Origin of the sequence: Streptomyces roseochromogenus subsp. oscitans DS 12.976 (genome assembly GCF_000497445.1) — a bacterium.
Lineage (GTDB): Bacteria > Actinomycetota > Actinomycetes > Streptomycetales > Streptomycetaceae > Streptomyces > Streptomyces oscitans.
This window is the reverse complement of the sequence record NZ_CM002285.1, coordinates 268,744-292,094: the sequence shown is the minus strand read 5'-3', so window position 1 is coordinate 292,094 and position 23,351 is coordinate 268,744. Positions and strand designations below refer to the sequence as shown.

The 23,351-nt window shown below is 71.4% G+C and carries 10 protein-coding genes, 1 pseudogene and 1 riboswitch; of the genes and pseudogenes, 8 read left to right on the top strand and 3 right to left on the bottom strand.

The window, feature by feature from the left end:
• Nucleotides 1-231 precede the first annotated feature (231 nt).
• A riboswitch (M-box (ykoK) riboswitch) is annotated at nt 232-405 on the bottom strand.
• A gap of 145 nt (nt 406-550) precedes the next feature.
• Nucleotides 551-943 carry a hypothetical protein gene (locus tag M878_RS92035; RefSeq protein ID WP_023544327.1) on the bottom strand — a complete coding sequence of 131 codons (393 nt, stop codon included), beginning with the start codon at nt 941-943 and terminating at the stop codon, nt 551-553.
• Nucleotides 944-2,296: 1,353 nt separating this feature from the next.
• Here M878_RS92035 and M878_RS51830 point away from each other — a divergent pair.
• The 8 genes and pseudogenes from M878_RS51830 to M878_RS000000101675 all read left to right on the top strand — a co-directional run.
• Complete coding sequence (locus M878_RS51830) at nt 2,297-4,216, top strand: RiPP maturation radical SAM C-methyltransferase (RefSeq protein ID WP_280923682.1); 1,920 nt, start codon at nt 2,297-2,299, stop codon at nt 4,214-4,216.
• A complete protein-coding gene (locus M878_RS51825) occupies nt 4,213-5,157 on the top strand; it encodes a TauD/TfdA family dioxygenase (RefSeq protein ID WP_023544324.1) in 945 nt (314 codons plus the stop codon). Before M878_RS51830 ends, M878_RS51825 begins: the two co-directional genes overlap by 4 nt.
• Nucleotides 5,158-5,179: 22 nt before the next feature.
• Nucleotides 5,180-6,499, top strand: a complete 1,320-nt coding sequence (locus M878_RS51820) for an MFS transporter (protein WP_023544323.1) — start codon at nt 5,180-5,182, stop codon at nt 6,497-6,499.
• Nucleotides 6,477-6,719, top strand: coding sequence for an MbtH family protein (locus M878_RS51815; RefSeq protein WP_023544322.1), 243 nt, complete (start codon nt 6,477-6,479; stop codon nt 6,717-6,719). The genes M878_RS51820 and M878_RS51815 overlap by 23 nt, the downstream gene beginning before the upstream one ends.
• Before the next feature lie 89 nt (nt 6,720-6,808).
• Complete coding sequence (locus M878_RS51810; protein WP_023544321.1) at nt 6,809-10,237, top strand: non-ribosomal peptide synthetase; 3,429 nt, start codon at nt 6,809-6,811, stop codon at nt 10,235-10,237.
• Nucleotides 10,234-17,199 carry a non-ribosomal peptide synthetase gene (locus M878_RS51805; RefSeq protein WP_023544320.1) on the top strand — a complete coding sequence of 2,322 codons (6,966 nt, stop codon included), beginning with the start codon at nt 10,234-10,236 and terminating at the stop codon, nt 17,197-17,199. Before M878_RS51810 ends, M878_RS51805 begins: the two co-directional genes overlap by 4 nt.
• Complete coding sequence (locus M878_RS51800; protein ID WP_023544319.1) at nt 17,196-21,137, top strand: non-ribosomal peptide synthetase; 3,942 nt, start codon at nt 17,196-17,198, stop codon at nt 21,135-21,137. Before M878_RS51805 ends, M878_RS51800 begins: the two co-directional genes overlap by 4 nt.
• A gap of 276 nt (nt 21,138-21,413) precedes the next feature.
• A pseudogene (locus M878_RS000000101675) lies at nt 21,414-21,972 on the top strand (winged helix-turn-helix domain-containing protein); the annotation flags it as partial.
• A gap of 131 nt (nt 21,973-22,103) precedes the next feature.
• On the opposite strand, the gene M878_RS51790 reads toward M878_RS000000101675, so the two are convergent.
• Nucleotides 22,104-22,448, bottom strand: a complete 345-nt coding sequence (locus M878_RS51790) for a hypothetical protein (RefSeq protein ID WP_023544317.1) — start codon at nt 22,446-22,448, stop codon at nt 22,104-22,106.
• Nucleotides 22,449-22,481: 33 nt separating this feature from the next.
• The gene (locus M878_RS51785) at nt 22,482-23,327 is read right to left on the bottom strand and encodes an SDR family NAD(P)-dependent oxidoreductase (RefSeq protein WP_023544316.1); all 846 of its coding nucleotides are present in this window, start codon (nt 23,325-23,327) and stop codon (nt 22,482-22,484) included.
• Nucleotides 23,328-23,351 lie beyond the last annotated feature (24 nt).

The following is a 23,351-nucleotide window of genomic DNA, read 5'->3' as shown; positions in this document are numbered from 1 at the left end:
GGCCCGTCACGGCGCATGGCCGTGCGGGGGCGCAGGACGCGGAGAAAATCCGCGCAGGGAAGGTGGTTACCGCGTGCCGGAAGAATGCGAGGACAAGCGGGGGTGGGGCCGACTATGGCCCGGACTACTGCTACTGCAGTCCATGTCTCTCGCCTCCTTCCGGCCGGGGACGCGTACGGTGCGCGTCGTCGTCGACTCGGCAGGGAGCGGACCGGCCCGCAGAATGCGGCCGGTACACCCCAACTCGTCAGAGCTTTGGCACTCCACGGCGTAATCCCCTTACCGGGGAAGCCACTTGGCCTCACCCCTTAGGCCGGGGAGAGGTGTCCTGACCCTGGGCGTCTCTCGACGTCGTGGGGTCAGTGGCCTGTGTCCGTGAAGACGCCTCACCGAACGAGGTGCCTTCTTTCAAACCCTTAAGAGTGTAGACCCATGCTTGCGCAATCCCGCAACTTTTTGAGGGGTCCTTGACTCCGCCGTGATGTGATGTCGGTCATAGTCGGCAGCGGCGTCATGCAGTCCTTGGCGGCCGCAACTGCTGTGCGTCTGCTCAGCCGGGCTGGATCGCCTGGACCAGCAGCAACAGTGCGGCGATGACGAGGTAGCCGCGCAGCAGGCTCATTCCGAGTTTCAGGCCGGGCGACCATACGACCGGTTCCAGCAGGGCGAGGGGCGGCATGCGCCAGCTCTCGCGTCCGGCGCGGGGCACCTCCGGGGCCCGGGGCGCGGTCGGTGGCCGACGGGCGCGGACGATGCGCAGCCATGCTCCGGCGGCCAGAAGTCCGACGACCAGGACCCCGGCGAGCCACACTGTGACCCGGGTGGTGTTCAGCGACGGAAGCAGAGTGGTCGCGACGAGGATCCCGGACAGGATAAGGAGCACCGCGATGATGACCGCGGCCAGGCTGTTGAGCCACCGCGGATTGACCCAGGGGCCGAGCACCGCCCAAGGCCCTCACTGTGGCCGCCAGTTGCTCGGCGAGCTGCGGGCCCTGCTCGCCGAAGGCGTGGACGACCCACTCCCATTCCTTGTCGGCTTGGCTGTCACCGTGCCGGGTCTGGACGTGGAGGAGGTAGGCCAGCGAGGCGTCGCCGAGGATGGCTGGAACGCCTCCTCCAACCCCTCCGTGCGGGCGGCGTCGCCGTTGTCGAAACGGAGCTGAAGCTCACCACCGAGGAGGTCGAGGACCGGCGTGGTGCGGACGTCCTGCCCCTGGTCGCGGACGAACCCGCAGTGCGTGAACTTCTGGGCGTGCAAGGCGTCACCGCCCCGTTCGAAGGCGATGGCCCGCGTGTGGCCGCCGATCTCCAACGGCAGGACCAGGCATACGCCTCGGCGAGCTGTTCGCGCCAAGCCGGGCCGATGTCCCAGGAGTTGTAGGCGATTACGCTTGCGTCGAATCCGCCCGGGGGGCGAGCTGGGCGGGCGCGCCGCAGGCTGCGTCGCCCTGGAAGACGGTGACACTTCCGCTGCCGACCTCCGTGGTGAACCGGTGGGTCCGGCGTACGACATGCGGGCCGATGTCGCCGATGACGACCCGCCCGGTGGGGCCGGTGACCGGGCGATCAGCGCGGCGTTGTAGCCGCCGGATCCCGGAAGCCGACGGGTTCCCGGAATCTCAAGGGGCAACTCGCCGGAGCCCAAGGGACCCCCAGTCCATCATCGCCTCAGACATGCGGGTTCGCTGCTGGATCACGGGACTGTGACGGCACAAGTCGGGACTCGCAGAGACTGCCCGTGCCACGTTTGGCCATCGCCGTTCCGGTTGAGCCCTCAGGGCCGGTTGAGCTTCTCAGGACGGAGAAGTCGGACCCTTTGGCGAACGCGCACCACGGGACCCTGGGCTTTGTCGGCGTACGCGGCCCGCAGGAGGCCCACCGCTCCGACGGTCGACTACCGAGGTCCTGCACTCCCTGCTTCAAGAGGCCCGCTTCCGCAACATCGTCCACTGGACGCGGTGACGAGGCGTACGTCCAGCGGTCGGGCCTCCCATCCACTGGCGCAATCGCTTGTCCCACATGGCCGGATCCTCACCCCGCCCCGACCGCGTCATCCGGCATGAGGACCGGCCGCCACGCCCGCGAAATCTTCGGCGAACACACGTCGGACCACTGCGAACGCACCTGTGCGGCAGCCGGAAAAGAACCCGAGTCCATCCGGACCTCACCCCGCGCCCGTCGGAATCCCCGTTGGCCTGAACATCTCTGCCGACTCAAGCCATGGCGCACTAGACTCAGAACGAATGATCACGGGGAGGCCGCAACGGGGAGGCCGCAGTTGTTGCATGTCGCTTTAGTGAACATGCCATTCGCCGACTGGAATCGTCCGTCATTCGCCCTGGGACAGTTATCGACTCTCGTTCACCGGGAGTTCGACGACCGGGCGCGAGCGCACGTGTGCTACCTCAACCAGGACATGGCCGAGTTCTTCGGGACACGTCTTTACGAGGCCCTCTCCGTGAGTCACGATCATGTGGACACAGGGATCGGGGACTGGCTGTTCCGGCACATCGCCTTTCCCGGCGAGGCCGACACTGCCGCCGAGTACTTTCAGCGCTACTACCGGGGTGCCCGGTGGGCCGACTTCCGTGAGCAGATCCTGTCGGCGCGGGACGGACTGTGGGAGTTCTGCGGGGAACTGATTGACCGCTACCGGCTTGACGAGGCCGACATCGTGGGGTTCAGTTCGATGTTCGCCCAGCATGTGCCGAGTATCGCCCTGGCGCGGCTGATCAAGGAGCGCAGCCCGCAGACGCTCGTCGTGCTCGGTGGGGCGAACTGCGAGGCGCCCATGGGCTCGGTGGTCGCCGAGCATGTGCCGGCCGTCGACTTCGTCTTCTCCGGGCCCGCGCTGAACACCTTCGGCGAGTTCCTGCGGTGTGTCCTCGACGAGGATCTGGAGCGCGCCGATGCCATTCCGGGAATCGTTTCCGAGCGGAACTGCCGAGACCTGCGCTTCCGCAAGGCCATCGGTGCGGAACGCGATATCGACGACTTCTTCCTGCCCGACTACGACAGTTTCTTCGAGGCGCTGGAGAGCCATCCGGAACTGCGGCGCACGGGTACCAGCAAACCCATGCTGTTCTTCGAGACGTCCCGCGGCTGCTGGTGGGGACAGCGTTCGCACTGCACATTCTGCGGGCTGAACGGCGAAAGCATGGCCTTTCGGGCCATGGCTCCGGACCTGGCAGTCCAGCAGTTCGAGTGGCTATTCGGCTTCGCGCCCACCTACACCTCGCTCTTCTGCACGGACAATGTCATGCCACGCAATTACTCGCGTGAGGTATTCCCTCGACTCGACCCGCCGCCGGGGGCCGAGATCTTCTACGAGGTCAAGCTCCCCCTGAGCCGTCAGGACCTGCGCGCCATGACGGACGCGGGCGTCACCGTCGTCCAGCCCGGCATCGAGGCGTTGTCCTCCTCGACGCTCAGACTGATGGGCAAGGGCACGACCGCGTTCCAGAACCTGCAGTTCCTCAAGAACTGTGAGGAGTTCGGGATCAAGCCCGAGTGGAACCTGCTGATCGGCTTCCCCGGCGAGGACCCGACGGTCTACCGCAAGTACGCCGAGGAACTCCGCGACTTCGTCCACCTGGTGCCGCCGCACGGCGTGTACATGGTGCGCTTCGACCGCTTCAGTCCCTACTTCAAGCGGAGCGACCAGTACGGGCTCGTCCTGAAGCCAGTGGACTATTACTCCCTCACGTATCCCTTCGACGAGTCAGTGCTGGCCGATCTCGCGTACTTCTTCGCCGACCAGAACCTGGCGCCGTACATGCTCGACGCGGTCGAGTGGCACGACGAGTTGAGCGGGCTGGTCACCCAGTGGCGTGCAGCCTGGTACGAGGAGGACGGAGCGGCCCGTCGCGAGCTGCGGCTGGTCGCCGATGACGACGGCCGGCTCACGGTCCGTGACTCCCGTTCCGGGACTCTCCGGACGCACCCGGTCGACTCGGTGACCGGCCGGCTGCTGCGTCGACTGTCCTCGCCGGCCAAGCCCGAGCAGCTGGCCCGGGACTGGCCGGAGGGACCGGACGATCTGCGGCAACGCCTGGACACACTCACCGAACAGCGGTTCCTCTTCGCGGAGAACGGCCGGGTGATGAGCCTGGTGCTGACCGGAGCGGACGGCGAGATCGAGGGACCCGCCCGGGAAGAGCCCGCCACGGTCGGCGCCCGGCGGCTGCTGCCGCTGTTGTCGGAAGCACCGCGATGACGGTCGAGACCACCCCGATGCTCCCGCTGGTCGTCGAGGGGCACGGCGAGTCGGCCGTCGAACGGCTGCGCGCCCGGCGGGAGGAACTCCGGGCCGCGCTGCGTGAACGCGGTGCGCTGCTGCTGCGCGGCTTCGACGTCGGGGGCGCCGACGGCTTCGCGGACATCGTCCGCGCGCTCTCCGGCGAGCCGCTGCCGTACACCGAGCGTTCCTCCCCCCGGAGCGTCATCAAGGGGAACGTCTACACGTCCACCGACTACCCGCCCGGTGAAGAGATCTTCCTGCACAACGAGAACTCGTACCAGGCGAGTTGGCCGCTGACCCTGTACTTCCACTGTGTGCGCCCGCCGCTGACCCGGGGCGCCACCCCGCTGGCCGACACCCGGCGGGTGCTGGCCGCCATCGACGACGAGGTGCGCCGGGAGTTCGCCCGGCGCGGCTGGACGGTCGTACGCAACTACGGCGATCTGGTCGGCCTGCCGTGGCAGGAGGTGTTCGCCACCGAGGACCGCGCGGAGGTCGAGCGGTACTGCCGGGAGCGGGACATCGAGGCACGGTGGCTGCCCGGCGGCGGGCTGCGCACCCGGGCGGTACGGGAGGTCGTGCACCGGCATCCGGTGACCGGCGAGCCGGTGTGGTTCAACCACGCGACAGTCTTCCACGTCACCACGCTGCCGGAGTCAGTCCGGCTCGGGTTGCTGGAGATGCTGGGCGAGGAGAACCTCCCCAGCCAGACCTACTACGGCGACGGCGGACCGATCCCGTACGCCGTCATGGACCATCTCCGGGCCTGCTACCGAGCCGCGGCGACCCGCTTCGACTACCGTGCGGACGACGTCCTGGTGATCGACAACATGCTGGTCTCGCACGGCCGAGAGCCGTTCACGGGGCCCCGCCGGATCGCGGTCGCCATGGCGGAGCCGTACAGCCCCGACCGCTAGCCCCAGGACGGAAGACCCTCGTATGTTCGCGCGTTCGCTCTGGTCCAACCGGGACTTCTCCGTCTTCTGGGCGGTCCAGGCGCTGTCTGAGGTCGGCAACGCCTTCTCGCTGGTGGCGCTTCCGCTGCTGGTGCTGCACACCACCGGGTCGGCGGCACAGATGGGGTTGCTCACGGCCGTCGCCGGCGCCACCTCGCTGCTCACCGGTCTGGTCGGCGGCGCCTGGGCCGACCGCTTCGACCGGAGGCGCCTGCTGATGCTGTGCGACGCCGCCCGGCTGGTGCTGTACGGCGCGATCCCGGTCTGCTGGGCCCTGAGCCCGCAGATCTGGCTTCTGTACGTGGTCATGGCGCTGGCCTCGGTGTTCGAGATGCTGTTCAAGATCACATATGTCACCGCCGTGGCGAACCTCGTCGACAAGGAGCAGATCGTCGCGGCGAACGGCCGGCTGGAGGCGACGAACGCGATCGCGTACATCGCCGGCCCGGCCCTGGCCGGTGTGGTGGCCGGGTTCTTCGGGCCGACGGCAGCCGTCGCCATCAATGCGGGCAGCTTCGGGATCTCTCTGGTGGGCCTGGCGTTCATCAGGTTCAGGCCCATCGCGCGGCCGTCGACCGACGAGGCCGAGAGCAAGGAGGCCCGGGCCCAGGACCTGCGCTCCGGCTTCCGGGTCGGCGCCGCGTTTCTGTGGCGCACGCCGGTGCTGCGGGCGCTCACCATGCTGCTGACCGTCACCACCTTCCTCAGCCTGGGCATGACCGACGTGTTCATCTACCACCTGCGGCACGGTCTTGGGCAGGACGAACGCACGGTGGGCTACGTCCTCGGGCTGGCCGGGCTCGGCACCTGTGCGGCCGCCGCCGTGACCGCCAGGCTGCGCCGCTCCTGGGGGTTCGGCCCCTGCTGGCTCGGGGCGATGAGTCTGTGCTCGGTGTCGGTGCTGGTGCTGGGCGGCACCGGGCAGGTGTCCGTGGCGGCCGTGACGATCTGTCTGTACTCCTTTGGCATGGCACTGGCGGGCGTCTGCTCGATGTCCCTGCGGCAGCAGGTCACGCCGGACCATCTGCTCGGCCGGGTCACCTCCGCGTTCTGGACGATCCACGGCAGCCTCGCGCCCCTCGGCGCGGCCCTGCTCACCGCCCTGGTCGGCCGACTGGGGACACGTGGGCCGCTGACCGCGGTGGCGGTCGTCTTCCTGGCCGTAGTGGCGGCCGCCGCCTTCACTCCCATTCGACAGCGCCACCCGGAGCAGACCGCCGTACCGCTCCCGCAGACGCGGCCCACTGACGCGCCGCTACCACGAGAGGAGAGTCACGGGGATGACGCCGAAGCCCGACGATGACGACCGGCTGTACAAGGTCGTGGTCAACCATGAGGAGCAGTACTCCGTCTGGCCCGCCGACCGGGACAATCCGGCCGGATGGTCGGACGCGGGCAGGACCGGCCCGAAGTCCGACTGCCTCGCTCATATCGAGGACGTGTGGACCGACATGCGTCCGCTGAGCCTGCGCCGTCGCCTGCGGGCGGGCGAACAGGACGCACCGGACGGACGGAACGGATAGGACGGACCGGTGGCGGAGGGCGCCGACCGGGCGGGCTGGCTCCCGGTCCGTCACCGCACCCGCCGAACCGCGAACCAGGGAAGGCCATCGTGCACGACGACCTGGAAACACGACCGACGGCCCGCTCGGCAGGGGCGCCCCGGCTGCCGCTCTCCCACGGCCAGAAGAGACTTTGGTACCTGGAGCAGATCGCCGTCGCTGCCCCGGTCCACCACGTGTCCGCCGCCACTCTCATCGAGGGCCCGCTGGACGCCGGTCGACTGGCGTCCGCCCTGCGGGACTGCGTCTCCCGCCATGAGCTGCTCCGCAGTTCCTTCGACGATCGCGGGGACGGACCGCGCCGTACCGTCCGTGCGACGGCCGACGTGCCGCTGCGGCAACTGGACCTCAAGGCGGGATCCGCGCCGGGGACGGACGCCCGGGACGGATCCGTGCCCGAGGCGGAGCTGCGCGGTGTACTCGCCGAGGAGAGCGGTCGGCCCTTCGACCTCGGCAGCGGGCCCGTACTGCGTGCCACCCTGGTGCACACCGGCGAGGAGCGGCACGTGCTGCTGCTCACAGCGCACCGCATCGTCGCCGACCGGGCCTCGCTCACTGTGCTGGAGCATGAACTGGCCTGCCATCACGCGGCATTGAGCGAGGGCCCGGCGCAGCTCCCGTTCTCGTACGCGGACCGGATGCCCGTGGAGCGGGCGGTCCTGGAGCGGGAAATCCGGGACGAGGGGTTGTCGTACTGGAAGCGGCGGCTGGCGGGTCTCCCGCCGCTCGACCTGCCGGTCGACCGGATTCGGCCGAGGACACCGACCTACCGGGCGACGGGTCGCGGCCTGCTCCTCGACGCCCGGCACGCCGAGGCCCTGCGGCGGCTCGCCCGCGAGGAAGGCGTACCGGCGTGGACGGTGCCCGCGGTCGCCTTCGCCGTGCTGCTGGCGCGCTGGACGGGTCGGCACGACGTGGTGTTCGGTACCCCCGTGGACCGTCGTCCGCCGGAGTCCGCGCGGACAGCGTTCGGGCCGTACGAGGATCTGCTCCTGCTGCGGGTCGACCTGACGGGCCGTCCCTCCTTACGAGAAGCGGTGCGTCGCGTCGCACGCACCCGGGACGAGGCGGAGCGGCACGCCGACGTCTCCTTCGGGCGGCTCGTTCAACTCTTCGGCCAGGACCGGGACTTGAGCCGCCACCCGCTCTGCCAGGCGGTCTTCGCCGTGACGGGGGCGCGGCGTACGGGCTTCACCGCGGCGGGGCTCACCACGTCCGCACTCACCCTGGACGACGCGACCGTCCCCTACGACCTGCAGTGCACGGTGACCAATGGCGACGACGCCGGGCGGGGCGACCTCGGGGCCGAGCTGTGTCTCGCGTCCGACCTGTGGCTGCCGGAGTCGGCCGACCGCATGGCGACCGCCTTCCGCGCACTGCTCACCGCCCTCGCCGAGACCCCCGACCGGCGGATCGGGGAGATTCCGGTGCTGTCGCCCGAGGACCGGGCCCGGGTCGACGCCTGGAACGCCACCGACCGTCCCCTGCCCGAACCGGCCACCGTGGACGGCCTGTTCCTCGCGTGGGCGGAGCGCACCCCGCAAGCTCTCGCCCTCACCGACCGCACCGGAACCTGGACGTACGCGCGGTTGCGGGGGCGGGCCGAGCGTGTCGGACGGACCCTGATCGCGGCTGGCGTCACCCCGGACTCCGTCGTCGCCCTGCACATGCGACGCTCCGCCGACCTGGTCACGGGCATGCTCGGCGTGCTCCTGGCCGGCGGCGCCCCCCTCGTCCTCGACCCCGGCCACCCCGAGGAACGACTGCGGTTCATGGCCGACGACGCCGAGATCTCGGCTGTCCTCAGCCGCGCCGAACCCCCCGCCTGGCTGCACGGCCTGGGCGTACCCGTACTGCGACTCACCGACGCGGAGCACGACAGCGCCGATACGTCCGCCCCGCAGCGACAGGGGCCCTTGGCAGCTGGGCCGGCACACGACAAGCCTGTGGCAGCCGGCCCGGAGCACGTCAGGCATTGCCCCGTCGGCTCGCTTCCGCGGTCCCGCTCCCACCCCGTCGGGCTGGCCGCGGTGGTGCACACCTCTGGGTCTACCGGGCGGCCCAAGGCTGTCGGGATACCCCATCGGGCCGTCGTGCGGCTGATCACCGCGACCGACTACATATCCATCGGCCCCGGCGACGTCCTGCTGCATCTCGGCGACCCTGCCTTCGACATCACCGCCTTCGAGGTGTGGGGGGCGCTGTGCAACGGCGCCCGGGTGGACGTGCTGCCCGGCGACGAACCCCTCGGGCCCGACGAGGTGCTGGCCGCGCTGCGTGAGCTGCGGCCGACGATCGCCGCCCTCACCGGCACCCTCTTCAACCGGGTGGCCGACATCGACCCGAGGGCCTTCGGCGGACTGCGCCATCTGTTCGTCGTCGGAGAGGTGATGGACCCCCGTCGCACGCGCGCGGTGCTGCACGGCGGCGCGCCGCCCGGGCACCTGCACAATGGGTACGGCCCGAGCGAGAACGCGACGTTCTCCACGACCCACCTGGTGGACCGGCTGTCCGAGGACACCCTGAGCGTGCCCATCGGCTCCGCCCTCACCAACACCACACTGCACGTGCTGGACCAGGATCTGGGCCCCGTGCCGATCGGGGTGACCGGCGAGTTGTATGTCGGTGGGCTGGGGGTCGCCCGGGGTTATCTGGGCCGCCCGGGCCACACCGCGGAGCGCTTCCTGCCGGATCCGTTCGCCTCCGGGCCAGGGGCGCTGATGTACCGAACCGGAGACCTGGTGCGCAGGCTCCCGGACGGTGCGTTGGACTTCCTCGGCCGGGCCGACCAGCAGGTGAAGATCCGTGGCTACCGCATCGAGCCGGGGGAGGTCGAGGCGGCGCTGCTGGACCGCGACGACGTGCGCGAATGCGTCGTGCGGGCGGTCGACATCGCCGGGGACCGGCGGCTCGTCGCCTACGTCGTCCCCGGACCGGGGCTCCGACCGTCCCCGCCGGAGTTGCTGGGCAGGCTGCGGGACCGGCTGCCGTCGCACATGGTGCCCGGCCATGTCGTCATGCTCGACGAGCTGCCCACGACACCCAGCGGGAAGATCGACGGACGGGCACTGCCCGGCATCGCCGAGGGTGCGGCTGGTCCGTCGGACGCCGACACCGTGCCGCCGAGAACGGCGACGGAGCGCGCTCTGTGGGAGATCTGGGCGGATGCCCTGCGCGTGCGGTCCTTCGGGGTGCACGACAGCTTCTTCCTCGTCGGCGGTCACTCGCTGCTGGCCTCGATGGTGCGCACCTCGGTCCGTGAACGACTCGGGGTGGCTCTGCCGTTGCGCACCCTGTTCGACGTGCCGACCCTGGCCGGCCTCGCCGTCGAGGTCGAGCGGGCCGCCGGCGAGGCGGCGGCCGTACCGGCGTCCGCGCGAGCGGACGACGACTCGGAACAACTCGACGGCCTGGTGGCCGAACTGGAGCGGCTCGCCGAGTCCCGGCGCGCCGAGAAACGAGCGGGGGGAGCCGCATGACGCGCACCACGAACACGGCCGACGCGATCGACGCGGATCTGCGGGGCAGGATCGAACGCCTCCCTGCCGGGCAGCGGGCCCTGCTGCGACAGCGTCTATGGGAGAAGGGCGCCCCGACCGGGCTGCCTGCCCTGGACGACGACGGGGAGGCCCCCGCATCCTTCACCCAGCGACGGATGGCGTTCTTGTCCGGGCTGGATCCGGACAGCCCGGCCTACCACAGCCCCGTCGTGTACCGCCTCACCGGACCACTGGACGACACCGCCCTCGAAGCCGCCCTCAACGACCTGCTGCGCCACCACGCCGTCCTGCGCACCGTCCTTCCGGTCCGGGACGGCCGTACCGTGCAGCGGGTCCTGCCGCACCGGCATCGCGCGCTACCCGTCGTCGATCTGTCCGCGCTGCCCGGGCACGACCGGCAGGCGGAGGCCGAGCGACTCGCGCGGGCGGACGCCGAGGAACGGTTCGACCTGGCCGAGGGACCGCTGATGCGGTTCCGGCTGCTCCGCCTCGCCGCCGACGACGCGGTCCTGGTACTCACCTTCCACCACGCTGTCGTCGACGGCTGGTCGCTGGGTGTCCTCCTGAGCGATCTGGGCACCGCGTACGGGGCGCGCCTGGACGGGCAGACGCCCGAACTGCCCGCCCACACGGTGCAGTACGCCGAGTACGCCCGCTGGCAGCACGAGTGGGCCGAAGGCGCCGAGGCCGCCGGCCAGTTGGACTACTGGGAACGCCGGCTGGCCGGTGCCCCTGACCCGATGCCGCTGCCCGCCGACCGTCCCCGGCCCGAGCGCCCCCAGGGGCGCGCCGAGTCCACGGTGTTCACCGTTCCCGCGCCCGTGACCGACGAGTTGCGGAAGATCTCCGCGCGCACCGGGAGCACCCTGTTCATGGTGCTGCTCGCGGCGTTCCAGATCGTGCTCGCCCGGTACGGTGGCCACGACGATGTGGTGGTCGGCACCCCCGTTGCCAACCGGCGCTACCGCGGCTTCCACGATCTGGTCGGCTTTTTCGCCAACTCGGTCCCGCTGCGCTCGCGGGTCGCACCGGAGGCGTCCTTCGAGGACTTCCTCGCCGAAGTCCGCACGACGTGCCTGGAGGCGTACGAGAACCAGGACGTGCCCCTCGACCTGATCGCCCGGCGGCTGCACCCGGAGCGCAGCCCCGGCCGGAACCCGATCTACCAGGTCAACTTCACCCTGCACAACACGCCGCCGCGTCCCATTCGTACCCTGCCGGGCGGGATCGGTCTCATTCCACTGGACCACCTGGACCACGACGCCGCCCGCTTCGACCTCGACCTGAACATCTGGGAGACCGACGCCGGACTGGAGGGCCGGCTCATCCACGCCACTGACCTGTTCGACACGGCGACCGGTGAGCGGCTCACCCGATCGCTGGGTGTCCTGCTCGACGCCGTGACCGCCACACCCTGCACACGGATCGATGAACTGCCGCTGCTGACGGCCGTGGAGAGCGAGCAGGTCCTGCGCGAGGGCCACGGCGCACCTGCCGACCGCCCTGAGGACACGCGCGTGGACCGGCTCTTCGCCGAGCGGGCGCGCACCGCCCCCGACGCGGTGGCCGTGTCGGCGCCGGGTCGCACCGACCTGACCTTCCGAGACCTCGACCGCCGCGCCAACGGCCTCGCCCACCGGCTGCGTGGCCTCGGCGCCGGTCCCGGCCGCGTGGTCGCGGTGCTGCTGCCCCGCACGCCCGAGGCGCTGGTCGCGCTGCTCGCCGTGCTGAAGAGCGGCGCCGCGTACGTAGCGCTCGACCCGGCTTATCCGAAGGCCCGGCGCGATCACATGCTGCAAGACAGCGGGGCCGTGCTGCTGGTCACCGACGCACGACCGGGGCACCCGGCGGTCCCTGCCGTCCCGGACATCCCGACCGTCGTGGTGGACCCGGACCGGGTGGCCGAGGAGGCGACCGGGGCCCCGCCGGAAGGGGACGGCGGGCCCGACGACCTGATGTACCTGATGTACACCTCCGGCTCGACCGGCGGGCCCAAGGGCGCCATGCTCTCCCACCGTCAGGTCGCCAACTACCTGCTGTGGGCGGTGGAGACGTACCTGCCGCCCGGGGCGGACGGCGCTGTCCCCGTGCACTCCTCGCTTTCCTTCGACCTGACCGTGACGAGCCTCTTCGCCCCGCTGCTGGCCGGTCGGCGCCTGCTGCTCGCCGACGAGTCCGGCAGACCCGGCGAGGCCCTGCGCGCCTCGGCCGAGGCGGACACCGGCCTCGCCTTCGTCAAGCTCACCCCCTCGCACCTGAAGATGCTGGAGGGCTCCACGGCCCCCGCCCGTGCCGGGGCGTGGACCCACACCCTGGTCCTCGGCGGCGAGGAGCTGCACGAGGAGCAGCTCGCGGCCTGGCGCAGGGCGGCCGGAGCGCCCCGGATCATCAACGAGTACGGCCCGACGGAGACCGCCGTGGCCTGCGCCGCGTACGACAGCGCGCACCCGGCAGGCGGCTTCGGCCGCGTGCCGATCGGCAGGCCGGTGCACCATGCGCGGCTGTACGTGCTCGACGAGGCGATGAACCCGGTGCCACCGGGCGCGCCCGGAGAGCTGTACGTCGGCGGGGCGGGCGTCTGCCACGGCTACTGGAACCGCCCCGGCCTGACGGCGGAGCGTTTTGTCCCCGACCCCTTCGGCGGCGAGCCAGGCGGACGTCTGTACCGGACCGGTGACCGGGTGCGCCGGACGGCCGGCGGAGACCTCGAATACCTGGGCCGCCTCGACGACCAGGTGAAGGTACGCGGCCACCGGGTCGAGCCGCAGGAAGTGGCCGCCGAACTGGCCCGGGATCCGGCGGTCCGGGAGGCCGCCGTGATCGCGCACGGCTCCACCCCCGAGTCCCGGCAGCTGATCGCCTTCGTCAGCCCCGACACCAACGCCGGCGCACCGCCGGACGCGGCGGCCGAGACGGACTGGGTGAGCCGCTGGCAGACGCTGTACGAGGACACCTACGGCTGCGCGGAGCGCCCCGCCGACCCGTCATTCGACCTGGTCGGCTGGAACAGCAGCTACACCGGCGACCCGATCAAGGCCGACGCGATGCGCGAGTGGCTCGACACCACGGTCGACCGCATACGCACGCTGCGGCCGAACCGGGCCCTGGAGATCGGCTGCGGCACCGGCCTGATCCTCGCCCGGGTCGCCCCCGACTGCGACTTCTACCAGGGCGTCGACCTGTCAGAGCAGGTCATCGAACGGCTGAGGCATGAGATCGGCACCACCGTCGCCACCGAGCGGATCGGGCTGCGGGCCGGCCCCGCCCATCTCGCGATCCGCCCGGGAGAGACGTACGACACTGTGATCCTGAACTCCGTCGTCCAGTACTTCCCCTCCCTGGACTACCTGTTGGCGGTCCTGGAGCGGGCGATCGACGCGCTGCCCGCCGGTGGTCAGGTGTTCCTCGGCGACCTGCGCAACCTCGCCCTCCTAGATGCCTTCCACGCCTCCGTCGCCGCCCACCGGGCGAAGCCGGGCACGCCCGACGCCGTCCTGCGCGCCGAGACCACCTGGCGCGTGGAGACCGAGAACGAACTCTGCCTCGACCCCCGGTTCTTCGGCGGACTGACCGCACGGTGGCCGCGGGTCGGCTCGGTAAGGGTCCTGCTGAAGCGGGGAACGGCCGACAACGAACTGACCCGGTACCGCTACGACGTCGTCCTGACCGTCACTGGCGAGCACACGGCGGACGAAGGCCCCGGGGCCGGGTCGGCCGGGTCACCGCCGGAGCGGGACTGGCAGGCGGAGGGCCTGGACGCCGACGGCCTGGACACGCTGCTCGGCGCCGAACGCGCCGACCGGCTCGTGCTGCGCGGCATCCCCAACGCCCGGCTGGCGGGGGACCTGCGGCTGCTGGCCCGGCTCTCCGGCGCGGCGCCGGACGCTGTACGGCCGGGCGTCGACCCGGAGGAGCTGTGCCGCCTGGCCGGGCGCCACGGGTACGAAGCCGAACCGAGCTGGGCCGAGGGACGGCCCGACGGCTCCTACGACCTGCTGCTGCACCGCCGAGGAACGCCGCCGACGGCGCTGCCGCCGGTCGTCACCGCCACGGAGCCGCACCGGCTCGCCACCGCACCGCTGTGGCGCCCCGCGGCTCTCGCCGCACTGTCCGGGATCGAGTCCCGGCTCGCCGAACGCCTGCCCGGTCCGCTTCTCCCCGCCCGGTACGTCGTGCTGCGCCGGATCCCGCTCAACGCCAACGGAAAGGTCGACCGCGCCGCGCTCATGGACCTGCCGCTGACAACCTCGGACGACGACACCGGGGACCACGCGGTGCGGCCGGAGGTTGAACTCACGTCCACGCAACGGCGGATGGCCGCCATCTGGAGCGAACTGCTCGGCCGCGACGGTATCCGTGCCGAGGACGACTTCTTCGACCTCGGCGGGCACTCCCTGCTCACCTTCCGCCTCGTGTTCCAACTGCGGGAGGAGTTCGAGGTGGAGGTGCCGATCCGCGGGCCGTTCGACGCCTCGACACTCGGCGCACTGGCCGCTCTCGTCGACGGCCTGGTCGCCGAGAAAAACCGGCCCGTGCTGCCCGCGCTGGCCCCCGCCGAACGGGACGGGACCGTACCGGCCTCCTTCGCCCAGGAACGCCTGTGGTTCCTCCACCAGATGGACCCGGACACCGCCCAGTACAACTTCCCGGTCCTCGTCAGGCTGACAGGCGAACTCGACGTCGGCCTGCTGCGCCGGGCGGTGGCGGAGATCGTACGGCGGCACGAGGTACTCAGGACCGTGATCACCGCCCGCGACGGGCAGCCGTTCCAGACCGTACTGCCCGCCGAGCCTCCCGTGCTCCCGCTCACCGACCTGACCTCCTACCCGCCGGAGCGACGGGAACCGGAGGCGCGGCGGCTGGCCAGGGAGCAGTACGCCGAGCCCTTCGACCTGGCCACCGGGCCCGTACTGCGGGCCGGGCTGCTCCGGCTGGGCGCGGCGGACCATGTTCTGCTGCTGACGGCCCATCATGTGACGGTGGACGGCTGGTCCGCCGCCGTCCTGCTGGACGAGCTGGCCGAGCTGTACACGGCGGGCCGCGAGAACCGAGCGCCCCGCCTGCCCGAACTGCCTGTGCAGTACGCGGACTACGCGGTCTGGCAGCGCCGGCTCGCCGAGGCCGGCCACTTCGACCGTCTGGTGGATCACTGGACGGCACGCCTGAGGGGCATCCTCGACCTGCCGGGGTTGCCCTTGGACCGGCCGCGCCCGGCGCACCCCGAAAACCGGGGCGAGAGCCTGCGCTTCCGGATCCCGGCCGCGACCACGGACGGGATACGCGCGCTGTGCCGGGAGGAGGACATCACCCTGTTCATGGCGCTGCTAGCCGCCTTGTACGCGGTGGTGAACCGGCGGACCGGGGAGACCGATCTCGTGGTGGGCTCGGACGTAGCCGGCCGCTCCGACAGCAGGACCGAACCGCTGATCGGCTTCTTCGTCAACCAGATCGTGCTGCGCGCCGACCTCACCGGCGCCCCGACCTGGCGCGAACTGCTTGGCCGCACCAAGGACGTGGCGCTGGACGCCTACGCGCACCAGGACTTGCCGTTCGAGGAGGTCGTCAAGGCCCTCAGCCCGCCCCGCACCCGCAACCAGAGCCCGCTGTTCCAGATCAAGCTGGTGCTCAACAGCAACCGGCGGGCTGCCGACGCCATGGCCGGCCTGCGGCTGAGCCCGTTCACGGTGGACCTCATCGACACCAGCCGCTTCGATGTCACCCTCGTCCTGGAAGAGGACGACGACGGGGTCGCCGGGTTCCTCAACTACGACCCCGACCTCTTCGACGCGTCGACCATGGAGGAACTGCGCGAGCAGTACGTCGCGCTGGTCGCGGACATGGCCGCCCGACCGGACGCCTCGATCGCCGAAGCACCCCTGCCCACGACGGCTCCCACGGCCCGTTCCGCGTCGGGCCGGGCCAGGCGGCGCGGCCCCGCGGCCCTGCGTGGGATCAAGCCCACCAAGGTCGCCGTGGCCACGGACGACGTGGTCGTACGGGAGCCGCTGCGGGACGGCGCCGACCTGCCGCTCGTGCTGCGCCCGGCCCGCCCGGACGTCGACCTGGTGGTCTGGGCCCGCTCGCACCGCACCCGGCTCGACACCGATCTGGAACGGCACGGCGCCCTGCTGTTCCGGGGCTTCACCGTCACCGACCCGGACGCCCTGGAACGCTTCGCCTCCGTGTTTGTCGACGACCTCTTCGGCGAGAACGGCGAGCACCCGCGCGCCGCACTGAGCGGCAACGTCTACACGCCGGTGTTCTTCCCGCCGGAGGAGAAGCTGCTCTGGCACAACGAGAACTCCTTCAACGACGAGGGCCCGACCCGCATCTGGTTCTGCTGCGCTCGCCCGGCCGACTCCGGCGGCGAGACACCCCTGGTCGACAGCCGCGCCGTCCACCGAAGGCTGGACCCGGCGGTGCGAGAGGAGTTCACCGCCAAGGGGGTCATGTACGTCCGCAACTACGGCACCGGACTCGGCCTCGACTGGCGGGACGTCTTCCGGACCGGGGACCGGGCCGAGGCCGAGGCCCGCTGCGCCCGACAGGGACTGCGCTACGAGTGGCACGGCGACCGGTTGCGCACCACCGCCGTACGGCCCGCCGTGCTGCGCCATCCGCGCACCGGCGAGTGGTCCTGGTTCAACCAAGCACAGCACTGGCACACGGCCTGCCTCTCCGCGGAGGTACGGGAGTCGCTGCTGTCCACCATGGCCCCGGAGGAACTCCCGCGCAGCTGCCGGTTCGGAGACGGCACCGAGATACCCGACGAGGCGATGCACGAGATCCTGCGGGTCTACCAGGAGCTGGAGGTCTCCTTCCCCTGGGAGCGCGGTGACGTGATGCTGCTGGACAACATCCTCACCGCCCATGCCCGTAATCCCTTCCGCGGCGAGCGCGAACTCCTCGTCGCCATGGGCGACATGGTGAGGTACCAGTGACGGCGGAGGCGGAGCAGGTTCGGCAGGTGGAGGGGTTCCGGCTGTCGTTCCGGCAGCGGCGGCTGTGGGAGCTCGCGGAACGCGGCGTGCTGTCCTGGGCGCAGGTGCTCGTCACCGTCGACGGCGAGCTGGACACGGACCGGCTCACGGCCGCGCTGCACGACACGGTGGCCCGGCACGAGATTCTCCGCTCGGTCTACCGGCGGGTGCCGGGCGCCCGCAACGCGCTGCTCGTCGTCCACGACGCGGACCGTACGGGCCCATGCTGGTCCCACGCAGAGCTGGGCCACCTGGACGAGACGACGCGCCGCCGCAGGATCGACGAGGAGGTCCGCGCCCGGCGGAAGCAGCCGCACGGCGGGCTGGAGGACCCGGTGCTGCGGGCCGCCCTCTTCGCCCTCGGCCCCCGTCGGCACGCGCTGCTGCTCACCACCACCGCCTTGGCCGCAGACGGTCACACGCTGCGGCTGCTCGTCGACGAGCTGGCCGAGCGGTACGCGGGCACACCGCCCACCGACGAGGTGCTGCAGTACAGCCAGTTCGCCGAGTGGCAGCACCAGGAGTTCGGCGAGGAACCACCGCACCCGGCACTGGGCGGACCCACCTCACGGCTGTCCTTGCCGCTGCGTCGGCCTCCCGGCTCCGGCCGGCCGGAGCGCCGTACCGTCACCGCGCCCCTGCCGGACGCCGTCACGACGGCCGTCCACGACTACGCGCGGCGGCGCCGCGTGCGGCCGGGGGCTGTGCTGCTCGCCTGCTGGCAGACGCTGCTGGCCAGGACCGGCGGACAGCGCGACATCACCGTCGACGCGCTGCTCAGCGGCCGGGAGTTCGAGGAGACGGCCACCGTCTTCGGCCACTTCGCCCAGTGGGCGGAGATCACCGCGCGGATCGACCCCGGTCTGGTCCTCGACGCCCTCGCCGCCCGCGCGGAACGCGCCCTGTCCGACGCCGAGGAGGCCCAGCAGGACACCCCGTCCTCCGGTGCCGCGGAGCAGGCGGGGCGCGACATCGGCTTCGTCTGCGCGGACACCCCGGAACCGCGGTGCGCGGGCGGCGTCACCTTCGCCGTGGCCTGGGACGACGTCGAGACCGAGTCCCACGCCCTACGGCTGACCTGCGCCCTGGGCACGACGGAAGGCCGCACGACCTGGCACTACGACAGCCAGCAGTTCGACGACGCCTATGTCCGGGTGCTCGCCGACCAGTACGCCATACTGCTCGCCGAGCTGCTGGCCGCGCCCGCCACCCCCGTGCGCGAGGCGAGCCTGCCTCCCGCTGCCGGCGCCGCCCAGCTGCGGGCCCACCTCCCGGAGCAGGCGGATGGCCGGTGTCTGCACGGCCTCGTCGAGCGGCAGGCCCGACGGTCCCCGGACGCCCTCGCCGTCGTGGCCGGAACCGATCGGCTGACCTTCCGGGAACTCGACACGCGGGCGGACCGGTGGAGCGGCGTGCTGCGCGCCCGGGGCGTCCGCGTCGAAACCCCGGTGGCGGTGCGGGCGGCCCCCTCGGCCGCGCTGGTCGTCGCCCTGCTGGCCGTGCTCAAGGCTGGAGGGACGTATGTGCCGCTCGATCCGCTGCTCCCGCCCCTGCGGACCCGGGAACTGCTGGAGCGGGCCGGATGCCGCACGCTGCTCACCGACCGCCCGGACGAGGCGGTGGCGGCCGAGGGCGTCGCGTGCCTCGATCTGCGCAACCTGCCACCCGCCGGTGCGGACGCGGGAGTCGAACCCGGACGGTCGTGCGAGGCAGGCCCGGACCACCTCGCGTACATCATGTTCACTTCCGGCTCCTCCGGGACACCGAAGGGGGTGATGTTGCCGCACCGGGCTGTGTGCGACTACCTGCTGTGGAGCGCTCGAACGTACGTCGCCGCAGGCGCCGTTCGCGACGACGGAGAGGGCGACAACCAGGGCGACGGCGCGGACGGCCGGGGCGGCGAGGGCGGAGCGATGGCGCACTCCTCGATCGGCTTCGACCTCACCGTGACGAGTCTGTTCCTGCCGCTGATCACAGGTCGTCCCGTCCTCCTCGACCCCGCCTGGCGGGACGCCCTCGCCCTCTCCGCGGACCTGGCCGACCGGACCGGCCTGGATCTGCTCAAGCTGACCCCGTCGCACCTGAAGGTCGTCAACCAGTCCGTGGAACCACGGGACTTCACCGGCACCACCGGCTCCCTCGTCCTCGGCGGCGAGGCCCTCGACAGGAGTGCGATCGACACCTGGACGACGTACGCACCGGGGACGAGGATCTTCAACGAGTACGGGCCGACCGAGACCGCCGTCGGCGTGTGCGTGCACGAGGTGGGCGCCCACGACGGCCCCGGCCCCGTCCCTATCGGTCGCCCCATGGACCACGCCGAGGTCCTCGTCCTGAACGAGGACCTCACCCCCGTGCCGGTGGGCGTGCCGGGTGAGATCTACATCGGCGGCACGAGCCTCGCCCGCGGATATCTGGGCGCCCCAGCCGCCACCGCCGAACGGTTCGTACCGCATCCCTTCTCACCGGAACCCGGCCGCCGTCTGTATCGCTCGGGCGACCTCGCCTGCGTCGGCCCGGACGGCCTGATCCGGTACCTGGGGCGGGTGGACGACCAGATCAAGGTCAACGGGGTACGGGCGGAGCCCGAGGAGATCCGGGCCGCGCTGCTGCGGCACCCTGGTGTGCGGGACGCCGCCGTCGTCCTGGTCGCGGACGAGGAGTACGGCGACCACCTGGCCGCCTGTGTCGTCGCCGACGACGTCCACACCACGACGACGCAGGCCCTGCGCGCCCACCTGGCCGAGCGGCTGCCGGCCCAACTGGTGCCGACCACGTATGCCAGGACCGAGGCGATACCCCTCACTTCGAACGGCAAGGTGGACCAGGCCGCGGTGCGATCCCTCGTCCAGGCCGACGGCACCGGGTCCCCGGTCTCGTCGGCGGGCGGTGCCGGCACATCGCCGGCCGACCCGGTGGAGGCCGCCGTGGCCCGGGTCTTCGAGGAGCTGCTCGGCGTCGCCCCCGTCGGCGCGGACGAGGACTTCTTCACGCTCGGCGGTCACTCCCTGCTGGCCGTACGGCTGATCGCACGGCTGAACGGGGAGTTCCACGCCGAGCTCCCGGTCCCCGTGCTCTTCTCAGAACCCGAGGCGGGGCCGGGGCCGGGTCGTGAGGTGCGGCGGCCCGGACGGGCGGCCACGCCGAAGCACCTGGCCCGGCTGCTCAAGGCGCGCGACGCCGTCCCGCACGCCCTTCCGGACGACATCGTGGCACTGAGGCCACAGGGCGAGGGCACTCCGCTGTTCTGCGTCCACCCGGCAGGCGGCGAGGCCACCGGCTTCCGCCATCTCGCCGCCTGCCCCGAGCTGCGCGGCCCGCTGTACGCCCTCCAGACATCGGCGGACGGTGCCGACCACGAGGACCGGAGCGTCAAGGCGCTGGCCGCCCGCTATCTGGCGGCCGTACGCGCGGTGGCGCCGACCGGTCCGTATCTGCTGCTGGGCTGGTCCATGGGCGGGCTGGTGGCCTTCGAAATGGCCCGGCTGCTCGAACTGCGGGGTGAGCGCGCGGAGATGGTCTTCCTCGTCGAGAGCTACCTCTCCGCACAACTCCCGGAGTCCGACGAGGACGACGAGCGGGAGAAGCCGCGCCCCGTAGCGGCGGAGGAGGATGTGAGCGCCGCCGAGCTGCTCCGGCTGGACCTTAGACGGCGCACCAACCGCGCCCATCTGCGGGCCGCCCGAGACTACCGCCCCTCGCTGTACGCCGGCCCGGTCGCACTCGTCCAGGCCGACAAACAGGATGCGGACTTCCGGCGCACCGCGATCCGCTCCTGGTCCTGTGTCTGTGCCCCCGCCCGGATGACCCACCACCTCCTGGAAGGAGACCACCTAACCCTGTTCGAGCCACCGTACGTCACCGAACTCGCCCGCCTGATCGACCGGATGACGCGGTAGTCCACCGGACGCAGGAGCATGGTTCTCATCAGCGCCGACCCAGTGGCCGTCGGCTTCCGGTCCACCGACGTCACACCCCTGGAGTGACTGGCGGCGTTCGGGCCGGCAGCGCTGAGCAGGAGCCATCGTGACCTCGGAAGCCAACTGCCGGGCGGAGCGGACCTACGGTGCGATGGGGTCGGAGGGGAACGTGCGGCGGCAGTCGTGGGCTCGAAAACCATCGCCGGCGACAATGGCTCCGGACGTCGGTTCGTGACGGCTGTCGTGGGCCGCGCTATGCCGGGAGGGGCTCGCCGTGAGCAAGTCCGGCTCGCAGCCGCTGGCTTGATCGAAGCGGGGGCCAGTGTCCGGGAGATGGCCCGGATGTCGGCGAACCGCTGGCGGCGGGCGTTGGCTTCGAGGGGCGGCAGGTCCTGGCCTCCAAGGGTCCAGGCGGCGCCCGCTGCAAGCTCGACGCCTGACAACTCGTTCTTCTGGATGCGGTGTTGGATGCGGGCCCGGCCGCCTCCGGCTGGAGTGACCAGTGCCGGACGCTGGCGCGGATGGCCGACATCGTGCGCCGCCGGTTCGGTGCCGAGTACACCCTGGCCGGGCTGGACCTGCTGCTGCACCGCATCGGCTGGAGTGTGCAGGTCCCCTCCCGCCAGGCCACCGAGCGGGACGAGGCGAAGATCGCCGCTCGGAAGGGCGAGCAGTGGCCCGTCATAAAGAGAGGACGGCGGACTTGGGCGCCTGGCTGTGCTTCGAGGGCGAAGCCGGCCAGGGTCTGAGGCCGTCCAAGGGCCGTACCTGGGGCCGCCGGGGCCATACCCCGGTGGTGCGGGTCACCGCCGCAGCCGTATGCTCCCGAGCTCAACCCCGTCGTGGGCGTGTGGTCGCACCTGAAGAGGTCGCTGGCCAACCTCACCAGGGGCTCGACCTCCAACCCCCGAAGTCCCCAGGGGCGGGCCTCGGGATGAGGGCGACTCAGTTGGGCCTTTGGGCGGTGTCGTGGTGAGCGAGCGCCTCTTCGGCGGTCACCGGGGTGAAGGGTTCCAGGGCGGTGGTGTGGAAGCGCTTCAGGTGCAGGTAGCGCTCGCCGGTGTCGGTGAGGGTCCAGTCGTGGCGGGTGAGGGCGGTCATCGGCTGGCCGGTGCGGGTGATGCCTTCCCGGGCGAAGTCGACGGTGATGCGGTGGTCGCCGTCCTCGCCGGGGGTGATCACGAGGTCGATCAGGTGGTGGGTGCTGAGGTCGACTCGTTCGCCTGTCTGTGCATGCTGGGCGGCGACTTCGTCGAAGGCGTGCAGGACCCGGCCGTCGGGGAGGGGCATGGCCAGCTCGGGGTGATCCTGTTCTGGGGTGGTTCAGCGGACCCAGGTGCGGGTGAGGTCCTGGACGGCGGAGCCGTCGAGGTCGGCGAGCGTGGTGGCGACGAAGTCGCGGGCCCACTGCGAGGTCTGGATGCGGAAGGGCGGGCGGTCGCCGGTCAGGGCGTCGATGATCGGGGCGGCGGCCTCGGCGGGGGTCTGGGCGTTGCCGAAAGAGTCCCGGGTGCGGGCGATGTACGCCTGGAGGGCCGGGGCGTAGGGCCCGGCCGCGGCGAGCAGGGCGGGAACGTCCAGGCTGAGGTTGGCGACGAACTCGCTCGCGACCGCGCCGGGTTCGACCACGGTGACGTCGACGCCGACGGTGGCGGCGACGGGGGCGAGCGACTCCATGAAGCCCTCGACGGCGAACTTGGCCGCGCAGTACGCCTCGTTGAAGGGCTGGCCGACGACGCCGCCGACGCTGGTGACGGTGATCACCCGGCCCTGGGCGGCGCGCAGGTGGGGCAGGGCGGCGCGGGTGGTGGCCACCACGCCGAAGAAGTTGACCTCCATGGCGGCGCGGAACTCATCGAGGCTGCTCTGTTCGATGGTGCCGACCTGGGCGGCGCCGGCATTGTTGACCAGTGCATCGAGGTGGCTGTGCTCGGCGATCACCTCATCCAGACAGGCGGCGATGCTCTCGGGGTCGACCACGTCCAGGCGCTTGACCTGGACACGGTGGGCGACGTCGTTCTCGGTGGCAGCCTTGAGCAGGACCTCGGCCTTGCCCATGTCGCGCATGGTGGCGATGGTCGTCCAGCCGGCCCGGGCGGCGCCGATGGCGGCGGCCAGGCCGATACCGGAGGACGTGCCGGTGATCAGAACCGTCTTTTCGCTGGTCATCAAGGGTTCTCCCTCGTCAGGAGT

Coding starts and splice junctions, on each gene's coding strand:
- M878_RS51825 (WP_023544324.1), top strand. CDS start 4,213: ATGACGGTCGAGACCACCCCGATGCTCCCGCTGGTCGTCGAGGGGCAC.
- M878_RS51820 (WP_023544323.1), top strand. CDS start 5,180: ATGTTCGCGCGTTCGCTCTGGTCCAACCGGGACTTCTCCGTCTTCTGG.
- M878_RS51815 (WP_023544322.1), top strand. CDS start 6,477: ATGACGCCGAAGCCCGACGATGACGACCGGCTGTACAAGGTCGTGGTC.
- M878_RS51805 (WP_023544320.1), top strand. CDS start 10,234: ATGACGCGCACCACGAACACGGCCGACGCGATCGACGCGGATCTGCGG.
- M878_RS51790 (WP_023544317.1), bottom strand. CDS start 22,448: ATGCCCCTCCCCGACGGCCGGGTCCTGCACGCCTTCGACGAAGTCGCC.
- M878_RS51785 (WP_023544316.1), bottom strand. CDS start 23,327: ATGACCAGCGAAAAGACGGTTCTGATCACCGGCACGTCCTCCGGTATC.